Source organism: Parasediminibacterium schistidii (assembly GCF_046546515.1).
Classification (GTDB): Bacteria; Bacteroidota; Bacteroidia; order Chitinophagales; family Chitinophagaceae; genus Parasediminibacterium.
The window spans coordinates 1-13,170 of sequence record NZ_JBKHKJ010000025.1; the positions used below are offsets into that span (position 1 = coordinate 1).

The 13,170-nt window shown below is 40.8% G+C and carries 9 protein-coding genes; 6 read left to right on the forward strand and 3 right to left on the reverse strand.

Annotation, left to right across the window (positions count from 1 at the left end):
- Positions 1–197 precede the first annotated feature (197 nt).
- A complete protein-coding gene (gene clpB / locus ACHFIY_RS14140) occupies positions 198–2,810 on the forward strand; it encodes an ATP-dependent chaperone ClpB (protein WP_410846756.1) in 2,613 nt (870 codons plus the stop codon).
- 349 nt (positions 2,811–3,159) lie between these two features.
- Here clpB and ACHFIY_RS14145 read toward each other — a convergent pair whose 3' ends face one another.
- Positions 3,160–3,378 (reverse strand): addiction module protein, encoded by a 219-nt coding sequence (locus ACHFIY_RS14145; RefSeq protein WP_410846757.1) that lies wholly within the window; start codon positions 3,376–3,378, stop codon positions 3,160–3,162.
- Positions 3,379–3,425: 47 nt separating this feature from the next.
- Positions 3,426–3,941, reverse strand: a complete 516-nt coding sequence (locus tag ACHFIY_RS14150; protein WP_410846758.1) for a helix-turn-helix transcriptional regulator — start codon at positions 3,939–3,941, stop codon at positions 3,426–3,428.
- 999 nt (positions 3,942–4,940) lie between these two features.
- Here ACHFIY_RS14150 and ACHFIY_RS14155 point away from each other — a divergent pair.
- From ACHFIY_RS14155 to ACHFIY_RS14170, 4 genes are all read left to right on the forward strand, one after another.
- Positions 4,941–5,669: a hypothetical protein gene (locus ACHFIY_RS14155; protein ID WP_410846759.1), complete on the forward strand. Its 729-nt coding sequence runs from the start codon at positions 4,941–4,943 to the stop codon at positions 5,667–5,669.
- Positions 5,670–6,291: 622 nt separating this feature from the next.
- Positions 6,292–8,952, forward strand: coding sequence for a circularly permuted type 2 ATP-grasp protein (locus tag ACHFIY_RS14160; protein ID WP_410846760.1), 2,661 nt, complete (start codon positions 6,292–6,294; stop codon positions 8,950–8,952).
- A 15-nt stretch (positions 8,953–8,967) separates the two neighbouring features.
- Entirely contained in the window at positions 8,968–9,855 is an 888-nt protein-coding gene (locus ACHFIY_RS14165; protein WP_410846761.1) for a transglutaminase family protein, read from the forward strand.
- A gap of 232 nt (positions 9,856–10,087) precedes the next feature.
- On the forward strand, positions 10,088–10,627 hold the full coding sequence (locus ACHFIY_RS14170) for a hypothetical protein (protein ID WP_410846762.1): 540 nt from the start codon (positions 10,088–10,090) through the stop codon (positions 10,625–10,627).
- A gap of 358 nt (positions 10,628–10,985) precedes the next feature.
- On the opposite strand, the gene ACHFIY_RS14175 is transcribed toward ACHFIY_RS14170, so the two are convergent.
- Entirely contained in the window at positions 10,986–12,245 is a 1,260-nt protein-coding gene (locus ACHFIY_RS14175; protein ID WP_410846763.1) for an aminotransferase class I/II-fold pyridoxal phosphate-dependent enzyme, read from the reverse strand.
- Between the two features lie 321 nt (positions 12,246–12,566).
- Between ACHFIY_RS14175 and ACHFIY_RS14180 the strand changes: the two genes are divergently transcribed.
- Positions 12,567–13,124 carry a hypothetical protein gene (locus ACHFIY_RS14180; protein WP_410846764.1) on the forward strand — a complete coding sequence of 186 codons (558 nt, stop codon included), beginning with the start codon at positions 12,567–12,569 and terminating at the stop codon, positions 13,122–13,124.
- Positions 13,125–13,170 lie beyond the last annotated feature (46 nt).

Below are 13,170 nucleotides of genomic sequence, written 5' to 3' on the forward strand. Positions count from 1 at the left end.
ATAAAACATGGTAAAACTTTTGCTGCAATTATAGGAGTTATCATTATCACAAAAGCACTGAAAATAAAAAAAGAGTTTAAAGAAATTGGCGATATAAAGAAAGTATTATTCTTCTTTTTCTTTTCTTCGTGAAAGTTTGAGTCTTCGAGCATTTGTGGCTAAAAAATACTAGTCGAAATAATTTTAAATAATATAAAATGAACCTCAATAATTACACCATCAAAGCGCAGGAAACCATACAGGCTGCGCAGCAAGTGGCTTTCAATAATGGAAACCCCAATGTTGAAACCAATCATTTGCTAAAAGCGCTACTGAACGACCAGGATAGTAGCATTGATTATTTAATCAAGAAAAATTCTGTTAACACCACACTTATCCAAACAAAATTGGATGAGAGCATTAAACGTTTGCCAAAGAGCAGCACAGGCGAACCAGCCCAAAATATTGGCAGGGATTTGAACAGTGTTTTCTTAAAAGCAACCAATTCTATCAGCCGCTTTAAAGATGAATTTGTAAGTGTAGAACATTTACTATTGGGATTACTGGAAGTGAACGATGATACAGGCAAAATTTTAAAAGACGCAGGGCTTACTGAAAAAGGGCTAGTAGCTGCTATTACTGATTTACGAAAAGGTAGTACAATAAACTCCCAGTCAAGCAATAACCAGTTTAATTACTTGCAGAAATACGCAAAGAATCTAAACGACTTAGCCCGTCAAGGAAAGCTGGATCCTGTGATTGGGCGTGATGAAGAAATAAGGCGGACATTGCATATCCTTACGCGCAGGAGTAAGAACAACCCCATCTTGGTGGGTGAACCAGGCGTAGGTAAAACAGCCATTGCTGAAGGGTTGGCTATGCGTATTGTTAATGGGGATGTGCCAGAGAACCTGAAAAACAAAATCATTTTTGCCCTGGATATGGGCTTGTTGATAGCAGGTGCCAAATACAAAGGTGAATTTGAAGAACGCTTGAAAGCCGTAGTAAAAGAAGTAGGCGAAAGTGATGGACAATTTATTTTGTTTATTGATGAGATACATACGCTTGTAGGTGCAGGTGGCGGCGAGGGCGCCATGGATGCCGCTAACATCTTAAAACCTGCATTGGCAAGGGGCGAGTTAAGGGCAATTGGTGCAACAACGCTGAACGAGTACCAGAAATTCTTTGAGAAAGACAAGGCCTTGGAGCGCCGTTTCCAAAAAGTATTGATAGATGAGCCTTCCGTGGAAGATGCCGTGAGTATCTTGCGTGGGATAAAAGACAAGTACGAAGCCCACCACCATGTGCAGATAAAAGACGAAGCCATTATTGCGGCTGTTGAATTGTCGCATCGCTATATAACTGACCGTTTCTTGCCTGATAAAGCTATTGACTTGATTGATGAAAGTGCTGCCAAGCTCCGTTTGGAAATGAATAGTATGCCTGAGGAGCTAGACAAACTAGAACGCATCATCCGCCAACTGGAAATTGAAAGGGAAGCCATCAAAAGGGAAAATGATACGGATAAGTTGAAAGAATTATCCCTTCAAATATCTGTATTAAGTGTAGAGCGTGATACCTTAAAAGCCAAATGGAAACAAGAGCGTGAAATAGTTGATAAAATACAAAATGCCAAAGCGGAAATAGACAACCTGAAAATAGCCGCTGAACGTGCCGAACGAGATGGCGATTTTGGCAAAGTAGCCGAGATACGTTATGGCAAGATTAAGACGCAAGAAGAATTTATTGCCGCATCGACTGAAGAACTAGGGAAGTTGAGCGAAAAACGCTTGCTGAAAGAGGAAGTGGATGCAGAAGACATTGCCGAGGCAGTAGCTAAAGTAACAGGCATCCCACTGCGAAAAATGCTGCAAAGCGAAAGGGAAAAACTGCTTAACCTGGAAGACGAACTACATAAAAGGGTTGTTGGGCAGGAAGAAGCCATTACTGCCGTGGCAGATGCCATCCGCAGGAGCAGGGCTGGGCTGCAAGACCCTAAAAAACCGATTGGTTCATTTATATTCCTCGGTACTACGGGCGTCGGTAAAACAGAATTAGCAAAGGCTTTGGCAGATTACCTATTTGACGATGAAAACATGATGACCCGTATAGACATGAGCGAATACCAGGAAAAACATTCTGTTAGCCGCTTGGTGGGTGCGCCTCCAGGATATGTGGGTTACGACGAAGGCGGGCAATTGACGGAAGCCGTTAGGCGCAAACCGTACAGCGTAGTGCTATTGGATGAAATAGAAAAAGCGCACCCTGATGTATACAATATCTTACTCCAAGTATTAGACGATGGCCGCCTAACTGACAATAAAGGACGTGTGGTGAATTTTAAAAACACCATCATCATCATGACCAGCAACATGGGTAGCCAATTGATACAGGATGCTTTTGAGGATGTAACAGATGCCAACCGGGATGAGGTAGTAGACAAGCTGAGAGACGAAGTAACCTCCCTCCTACGCCAAACCATACGCCCAGAGTTTTTGAATAGGATAGATGAAATAATCATGTTCCAACCGCTGATGCGCAAGGAAATAAAAGGCATCATCAACATACAGTTGCAGCAACTGAAAAACATGGTTGCCAAAAATGGTATTGAGTTACAATACACCGATTACCTGTTGGATTACCTGTCAGAAAACGGCTACGATCCACAATTCGGTGCAAGGCCGCTGAAAAGGCTCATCCAAAAAGAAATAATCAACCAGTTGAGCAAAAAAATACTGGGCGGCAGTATAGACAAAACAAAACCTGTATTGGTAGATGTGTTCGATAATGTGCTGGTGTTTAGGAATGAGGATGCGGCAGTGGTTGCATAAGATGGTTATTTAATGATAAAGCCGGGAGTGTTTGCTTCCGGCATTTTTTTTATTTTTCTTTCAGCCAATACGAATCCTGATGAGTATTGAATATCCTAAGGATATTAATAGTTAGGGCTGTTGTATCACAAATGAAAAAAAATTAAGTACGGAAACTTTGGCAGCAATTTAGCCCTAACATTTTTATACCTATAGGAGTATGCAACGGGCAATTTTGAAATTTCTACAATTGCATCATCTACTTCATCTGCAAACCTAAAACCAAGATTAGGGGAAAGTTCATTATAATAGTCTAGTGCGTCTTGAATATCGGATAATGCTAAAGTACTAATATTAACCGTGTACAACATTATGCCTGCTTAAAATTATTTTTTACGCTTTCCCATTTAACACCATAATTAGGGTTAGCAGAAATTTTCGCCAGCTCATCATCCAACGCATCCCTTTGCCATTGGGGCAGCCCTTCATTTTCTGCTTGTATACTTTCAACTGCATCACTCTTAATCAAATCCTCAATTAATGACGTAGCATATTCTTTTTTTATTTTCAGGTGGTATATTGCTTCCATTTTATTTCGAATTAAGTGGGCTATTTTCCAAAAATAAGAAAAAATTATTAGCTACTCAATACTTCATACACTTTTATCTGCGATTCCAGCATTGCCTGCGCTACTCTCCCATTTGCCTTTAATGCTAAGAGGGCATTTGTCAATAAACTATGTGTAAATGCTTTTCTGTAGGCAGCTTCTTGCTCATTTATTGGTGACTGCAAAGACAAACGGTATGCCAGTTGCATCGCATTAGTTGCCTGCTCCTGTTTTTGTTGCATAGCCGCCAATCGCTGCCTTGCATAGTATAACTTTCTCTGGTTTTGCTGTACCTGATAGTCTGTTTGCTTTTGCAGTAATGCCTCTTCCTCATCTGACTGCTGCTTTACCAATGCGGCTATTTCGTCAGTTAAATCTTCCTTTTCTTCTTTCAGCAATGGGGCTAGCTTTAGCATGGCCCGAGTTGGCAGCTCCCGTTTGTCGGTTTCTGCCTGAGCAAGGGTGCTGCGGGCAATGGAAAGGTAAAAAGCCAGTTGCTCCTGTTGAAGACCATATTTCTCACGAAGTTCTTGTATCCAGTTCATGGTAAATGATAGTTTTAAGATTAGTAAGTTGATTTTTAAGCAAAGCTGAAACATTTTTTCTGAAACATTTTAAAATGTTTCAGAAAAAATGTTTCAAGAACAAACAGTCAAATTTAATTAAGGTCAGTTTTATATTTTAGTTATTCAGTGGAGGATGTACAATATTGAAAATATTTTCAGCAATCATTTGGATTTTCGGGTTCTATGACTTCAATATTACATTTCTAGTTCAGAATCTAAAGTTATATAGAAAATACATCCAATTGAACAATTTAAAAAAAACCGAATGCTTTGCTATTAACTCACCTTACGCAGACCTATGCACAAAGTCAATGTTTACAATGGTTGCAGAAGTATTAATGTAGTTTTCATCATCTCCTAAAACCCTTGATAAACCTACAATTGTTAATAAAGATGCGTAAAATCAGTAATTTATATTTTTCCCCATCATGGGGGAAATTTTGGGTACCCATGGGGGAATATTTCCCCCATATAGGATTTTTGTTTTGGGCTATATACCTATCCATGCCAACTTTACATTAAAAGAGGAACTATGGCATCTTAGCCTTGCCTCCGCATCGGATGTTAGTTGGCTTAGGAAAATGATAATCCACCATCAAAATCTTATCGGTTTCTTATCAATAAATTATCAGTTTATTATCATAAAACTATTATTTCATTTTCAATAAATTATCATAAAATTCACTTAAATTATTATAAAAAATGAGGCTCAAAAAAACAAAAAAAATTGAATATCAATGAGTTATAGGTAAAAAGGTAAATAACAAAAAAAAATAAACCACCGAAAAACAAAAAATAAACCAGTTCAAAGCTACTTATAAATAAAAAAGGCCAACAAAAAGCGAAGATTTAAAATACACCCTCATTATTCCCAATTCTTCAATAATTCATTGTCAATTGTGAATTATTTTCCTTATTTTAGAGCTGGTGAACAAGCACGGTGCCAAAAGTTCTTTTATTCATTAAAAAAAACAGCAAATGAAATCATTATCACAAACTTGGTTTGCAGACGGCTACATTGATTTTGAATTGAAAAAATACACGCTACTAGCCTACCTGCAGGAAATTAATGGTTGCTTCAACCAAAATAAGTTGTATCCTCAACTTGCCGATTTAATTTTTCATTACAACAACCTTGTAGCCTTCAGGGAAAATAAAAAATACCTGCAGGAGCAATTCCCAAAGCGGCTTACTGGTGTGCAGATACAACAATTGCAAGTGCTGTACGAAAGCATGATAGAAGATGACAGCATGATGAGCGAGCTGCAGGCTATTATTAATTATTCTGCCCATAAAATGAAAACCACCATTAGCAGTGGCACAGAAATTTATGAGTTTGTGGAAGATAAGCTGAATATTGAGCCGATAGGTCTGGTGCCACTGGATCACAGCGAGGGGTATTTTTTCTTGTGCGAAGGGAAAGGAAATACCCGTGTGTACCAATACAGGCTAAGTATTTTTGAAAAGCACGATGAAAAGTACCGCAGCATCAAAACAGATTTTATTGATACTTGGCAACGCACCATGGCAAATAGCTATCAGAACATAAAAGCAGCATTGATCCGGAACCGGGGTTTTATGCCCAACCCAGCAGTATATGCTGTAGAAACACCACTTAGCCTGCCTATTGAAGAAACATTGCTGCCGATCGCCAAGCGTAGCTTAGTTAGGTATATTACGCAGAACGCACCTAATGCTGGGTGTTGAGCAAAGGACTGTCCATAAAGCAATGTTATGCATAAAAGCCACCCGATAAGCAACTGATGCTTAGCAATGTTGTAGAAATAACTTTCACATTATTGAAGGCAAATATCATGGCTAAAGCCATTTTGCGGTGTCCATTTCACCCCAGCCTAATGGCATGGGGTTATTGTTAATACCATTAATAGCTTTATTTAGCCTGCTGTAGATAACTCTATGCCTTTAGGCTGGGGATACAAGTGGTGTTAATCAGCCTTTAGCCATGACAAGATATTACTTACATTGAACCCAGATTTTGCAATTGAAATCTATTGCAAGCCCCAACTACTTCAATCACAAGCACTTGCTGGAATTTTTGGCTTTACAATAATTTACTATGTTTTCAGCCAAAAAAATCGGCTCAAATGCTTGTATTTATTGTATTTGAGCCTTTTATAACGAGGTAAACTGCAAAATCTGGGTTGAAGGAAGTTATTTTGACAACTTAATTTAGTTGTTTGTCGTTTCCTTTTTGTTAACTTATTTTTATCCACGTCTCCCAGTTTCGAAAGCTATTATTAAAAAAAGCCCTATTTTTAAAGTTTTTGCAAGTGTTGGTTAACACTAGTTTTTTCATTAAAATTTTTACATGATAGCTACCAAAGAGGCGTCGCTTTTTCAAAACTATTTCAATACTAGTTATTCGTATAATGAGTTATTGGGAGAAGATGGGAACCTACGCCCTCACTGGCAAACTTTTTTTAATTCATTTGAGAAGCTGGGACCAGCAGAAATACAGGAACGCAGGCAGGATATACTCCGCTTCCTGAAAGAAAACGGCGTTACTTATAATATTTATGGCGACCCTTCTGGTCTTAACCGCCCATGGAACCTTGATTTAATTCCTTTTCTGGTTAGTAAACCAGAATGGTCCATTATTGAAGCTGGCTTGGTACAGCGTGCCGAATTGTTCAACCTGATACTAAAAGATATTTACGGCTCGCAGCAATTGATTAAAAATGGGCTGTTGCCTATAGAGCTTGTTTATAACCACCCTGGTTTTTTGCGTCAATGTGCTGGCATACCTTTAACAGGCAACCATCATCTTATATTATATTCTGCCGATATTGCCCGCAGCCCCGATGGAAAAGTTTGGGTATTGAACGACAGGACACAAGCCCCATCCGGATCCGGCTATGCGCTGGAAAATAGGATGGCAATGGCTAGGATATTGCCCGAGCTGTTCGAAGGGCTAAAAGTGAAACAATTAACCCCTTATTTCAACGACCTTCGCGATGCGCTAACCGCAATGGCACCCACTCAGAAACAGCCACGGGTTGTTATCCTTACGCCAGGCCCACGCAACGAAACCTATTTTGAGCATTCTTACTTATCGTCTTACTTGGGTTATACCCTTGTGCAAGGCGATGACCTGATGGTGAAAGACAGCATCGTTTGGCTGAAAACCATAGGTGGATTGGAAAAAGTGGATGTAATTTTAAGGCGGGTAGATGATGTGTATTGCGACCCATTGGAGTTGAAAGAAGACTCGCACCTAGGCGTTGCTGGGCTTTTGCAGGCCGTAAGAAGCAGGAACGTTACCATTGCCAACCCGCTTGGCAGCGGCATTTTAGAAAACCCTGGCATAATGCCTTTCCTGCCAGCTATTGCAAAATACTATTTTCAAAAGCCATTGATTTTGCCCAATATTGCTTCGTGGTGGTGTGGGCAGCCCAAGGAGATGAAGTATGTGCTGGAAAATATCCCTACCTTAATCATTAAAAGGATTTACAGGGATTCTGACACTAGCACATCCATAGATGGTAGCACGCTGAACGCAAAAAGGATACAGGACTTAAAAGAACAAATAAAAACACATCCTTATTTATTTGTTGGGCAGGAAAAAGTTTCTTTTTCATCTACCCCTTCCCTATCAGACAAAAAAGTAGAACCGAGAAATGCCCTGTTCAGAAGTTTTTTGGTAAGCAACAACGATACTTACACCGTGATGAAGGGTGGGCTTACCCGTACTGCCAGCGATGCTGGCAATATGGTAATATCTAACCAACTTGGCGGTTTTAGCAAAGACACTTGGATTATAAACCCAGATGGCGAGGCACAAACAGGGATGCAGTTCCAAGGTGGTGGCGGTGCTCAATTTCAATCAATGGGCGGCTGGCAAGGGCAGGCAGGGGCATTTTCCCAGTCGCAAATGCAATCTCCAATAGAGATGCAAGGCGGCCAAGCAGCAGCCCTACAAATACCTACCTTAAAAAATATTTTGCCCAGCCATACTGCCGAGAACCTATTTTGGGTAGGCAGGTATGCAGAGCGTTTTTTGGGCAATGCCCGGTTCCAGCGTACCGTGATGCAAGTAATTACCGAAGGCAACCGCTTGCAATTTGACAGCGACCGGGAAACAGAGCAAACATTGCTGATGGCATTAACGCACTATACCTGCACCTACCCTGGATTTGTGGGCGATACTGGAAAGGCAAAACTGGAAAACCCATGGAAAGAACTGTCGTCCATGATGTTTGACATTAGTAGAAGTGGGGGACTTATGTACAATTTCACTTTGTTTAGCCGATCGGTAAATGCGGTGAGAGACCACTGGAGCACAGATACTTGGCGGGTATTGAGGAGCATGGAGGAACATTGGGCAGAGGCCGAAAGCGTGCACCTTACTCATTTTAAAATGATGGCCATGCTGGATGATTTAATCACCTCCATGGTTGCTTTTATCGGGCTGAACAGGGAAAGTATTTCAAGAGAGCAAGGGTGGGTAATTTTAGACACTGGACGGAAAATAGAACAAAGCCTCCTGCTGGTAAATATGCTGCGTGCCACATTAGTAAACAAGCACGATGAGCAAGTATCCTACAACTTGCAGGAAGCTATTTTAAAAAGCAATGAATCGCTGGTTAATTACCGCTATAAATATAAAATACACCTTCAGTTACCTTATGTGTTAGAATTGATGCTGCTGGATGCAAACAACCCACGCTCGCTTGTATACCAGGTTTTCAGGATAAAGAAATACTTGGAAAGTTTGCCTAAGCCCCAAAATAATAATGGAAATATGCCAGAATACTTACGGTTGATAACAGATGTATATGACCAACTAAAAGCGGCTGACAAAAACACACTTTTGGCATTGGGCAAGAACGAGGCTACTTACGAAAAGCTGGATATTTTCCTTTCGGATATGTTTACACTATTGGCATGCATACCCAACGCCATTTCCAAAACATATTTTAAACACACGCAAACACAACGGCAATTGTTTACAGCCGATAAAATTGCGTAATAGATTTTTATCACCATGAATTACAAGATTGTACATAAAACACAATACATATACCACGAGCCAATAAGCCTTTGCCACAACATTGCGCGGCTTACGCCCCGTAGTACCAATAGGCAGGAATGTAAAAAGTCAACGATTACCATTGACCCTGTACCGGATGTAATGAACGAATTTGAGGATTTTTTTGGCAATAAAGTGGTCTATTTTGCCATACAGCAAGAGCATAAGTCATTGCTGGTAACAGTATCCTCAGAAATAGAACGCCTCCCTGCGGAAACTTTGCAAGGCATAGAAACGTATGGCAAGAAGCCATGGGAGGAAGCTAGGATGCAACTGTATCAGCCACGTTTAGACTATATAGAAGCGCGCCAGTATGTACCAGAAACACCAGCCACCAGCTTTGAAGCGTACATCACAAGCTACACATTGCAGTCATTTACGCCAGGGCGGCCTATTTATGAAGCCGTTTACAACTTGATGGAGCGTATATATAAAGATTTTGAATTTAAGCCAGGTTTTACCACCGTAGCCACGCCTATTTCGGAAGTGATGGCGAAACGCAAAGGCGTGTGCCAAGATTTTGCACATGTTGGCATTGCTTGTATCCGTTCCGTGGGCCTGCCAGCCAGGTACGTGAGTGGCTATATTGAAACCCTACCCCCGCCCGGCGTGGAAAAATTAGTAGGCGTTGATGCTTCCCACGCATGGTTTTCTGTTTTTATCCCCAATATTGGTTGGCTCGATTTTGACCCAACGAACAATGTAATACCCTCGGAGCAGCATATCACCATCGGCTGGGGCAGGGATTATTTTGATATTACCCCTTTAAAAGGCGTAATACTAAGCAGTGGCCCCCATACACTTTCTGTATCTGTTGATGTAAGGAGGGTGGGTGGAAAATGATAGTATTTTTTTTTTTCATTTATAGTCTTTAGAATTTATCCAGCTGGCTGAAAATTTTGTAGAATAGAAAAAGGGTTGCATATTAATTCATTTATCATATTGGGCATGAATCTTGCAAATTAGGTGCTTAGTTCTGTATTAAATAGCATAAATTACTGTTACTTTAGTGATTTTCATTTTTAAAAAATGTAACACTGAGTACTTCAGCACTTAAATAACTTATAAAAGCAGCATGAAAAAATCATCGTTCCTAGTTACCGCTTTCTTATTTTTAGTTAGCATTGTGCAGGCGCAAGGCTATACGCAACAAATTACCAACGTAAAAACACAGGCAAGGATAATGGCCGAAGCTGCCATGAAAAGGGATTACACAACCTTGCTGAAGTATATAAACATTGACGGCTTCCCAAAAGGAAGGCTGAATATCATGACAAAGGCCAAAGCGTTGAAAATTATACAGACTGCCGATTCTCAAATGGTGAAACAGGGTATTGCCATACAGTCTATCAATTTTGGGGATGTGTTGTCTATACTAAAAGTGGGTTTTGAATTCCAATGCACCATGCCGCAAACTACAGAAATGAAAATGCAGGTTGGCAGGGTAATTACGACATCTACATTAATAGGCTTATCGGAAGACAATGGCATTAACTGGACATTTATCGATGCTACAGGCAGAGATAAAATAGAAATGAAAAGGCTAATGCCCAAATTGAGCAGCAAGCTGCAGTTTGCCAAGCAGGAATCGCCCAAGTTTATAAGTCATCAGTAGTAAGTCGTAAGCTGTGAGTACTTTGATTTGGCAACTTTCCAAAAGTTGCGGAGTAATGGACAAAATTGATGCTATTTTCTGAGTTCCAATGCCTTAAAAAACTCATACAATACTTGCCAGTACTGCATTTTAGATGTTTTTTTGTAATCAATATTCTATTGGAAATACTTTGATTGCTTAAAACACAATGCTAGCCTTAATTACAGGGAATTTGAGCATCAATTTTGTCCATTACCCCAAAGTTGCCAAATCTTACTGAATGATTTTATGCACACAGTCATCAGTAGTACGGAACGCATTTGCAAATAAAAAAAGCTACCCAAACAGAGTAGCTTTTCCAAAAAATATAACCAATCAACTATTTTGCATCTGCCATGTCTGGTATCATTTGTACCTTATATGCCCCTGCTTCCAGTTTTGCTTTTGTTTCGCTAAAGGCTTTCAAGGTTTCCTCTATATCTGCATCTGTGTGTGCAGCAGTAGGAATTAAACGGTAAATAATATGCCCCTTAGGGATAACTGGATACACCACTATTGAACAAAAAATATGGTAATGCTCTCGCAAGTCCATCACCATGGCGGTGGCTTCTTCCACGCCGCCTTTCATATAGATGGGTGTTACTACGCTGTTGGTATTACCAATGTCGAAGCCACGTTCTTTTAAGCCAGCTTGCAGTTTCAGGGCATTGGCCCATAGTTTGTCTTTCAACTCAGGCTTGGTACGCAAAAGCTCCAGCCTTTTCAGGTTGCCTATTACAAACGGCATAGGCAGGCTCTTGGCAAATATTTGGGAGCGGATATTATAGCGGATATAATCTACAATTACTTTTGGCCCAGCAAGAAAAGCGCCAATACTAGCCATAGACTTTGCAAAAGTGCTGAAATAGAGGTCTATACCATCCTGGCAACCTTGTTCCTCCCCTGCCCCTGCCCCTGTTTTGCCCAAGGTACCAAAGCCATGTGCATCATCTACCAATAACCTAAATTCAAATTTTTCTTTCAAGGCCACAATTTCAGTCAGTTTGCCTTGGTCGCCAGCCATGCCAAAAACACCTTCTGTTATTACCAAAATGCCACCCGCATTTTGTTTATCAATTAGTTGCGCAGAGCGTTCCAGTTGTTTTTCTAGGTCTTCTATATCATTGTGCTTATATACATACCTATGCCCAGGGTGCAGGCGCAAGCCATCTATAATACAGGCATGGCTTTCTGCATCATATACTATCACATCGTGCCTGCCACATACAGCATCAATAGCACTCATGATGCCTTGGTAGCCATAATTCATTAATATGGCATCTTCTTTTTGCTCAAAAGCCGCCAACTCTGCCTCTAGCTGCTCATGGAAGTTGCTATTGCCGCTCATCATCCTGGCACCCATTGGGGTGGCAAGGCCGTACTCGGCAGCCGTGTCGGCATCTATCTTCCTTATTTCGGGGTGGTTTGCAAGGCCTAAGTAATTGTTCAGGCTCCATACAATCATTTCTTTCCCACGGAATTTCATCCGGTTGCCAATTGCGCCTTCCAGCTTGGGGAATGCAAAATAGCCATGTGCCCTTTCCCTATGCTGCCCTATGGGGCCGTAATTCTTAATTAACCTTTCAAAAATATCTGCCATATTCTATAATACCTGTTTTGCACTTTTCAAACGCTATGGAATAGCAGCTAAAAGCTGGTGAGAAAAAGAACCTAGGCCATGCCCCGGCAACAATGCGTGCAAAAATAAGCTATACAACTGTATTGGTTGAAGTAAATTATATCAAGGCCAGTTATTACTGCACCCAGACCTCCACGGTTTGCATTAATAGCTACCATTGTTCAACCCATGCTAGGAGCAAGTATCCAATTAAAGCCGTCTAATGCGCCAACACAAAACTTTTGGCACGGTATTGCATGATAGTTTATAGATAAAAAAATATTTACAAAAAAAAAACGAATTATGAAAAAAGTAATGGCAATATTGATGGCAGGTAGTTTATTTGTAGCTTGCAAATCGAACAGGGATACTGAAGTAATGCAGGCTAGGCAAATGGCAGTTGATTCGATGGCTGCTGTGTCGGACAGGCAAAAGGCAGTTGATTCGATGAGTGGGCTGGCTGTGCAAAAACAACAAGTGATAGACTCTCTGAATGTGGCAGCTACCCAAAAAGCAAGCATTAGAACTGAACGGGTACACGAACGCAGGACAGAACGCACTACAGAAGCATCTCCTACAGGAAATGGTAACACCACAACCACTACTACTACCACGCAAGCTACCCAAACAACAGTAGCCCCTGCAAAAAAGAAAGGACTTAGTGGTGCCGTTACGGGCGGTCTTGTTGGTGCAGGTGTTGGTGCCATTACAGGTGCAATGATAGATGGGCGGAAAGGCGAAGGCGCTATTGTGGGCGGCTTAATTGGCGCAGCGGCAGGTGCAGGCACAGGTGCCATAATAGATGCTAAGAAAAAGAAGAAAGCAGCGGCAGATGCAGCTTTGCAGCAACAGCAGCAGTAAAATATAAATTCCAATAATAAAAAATCCCCTTGACATTTAGGTCAAG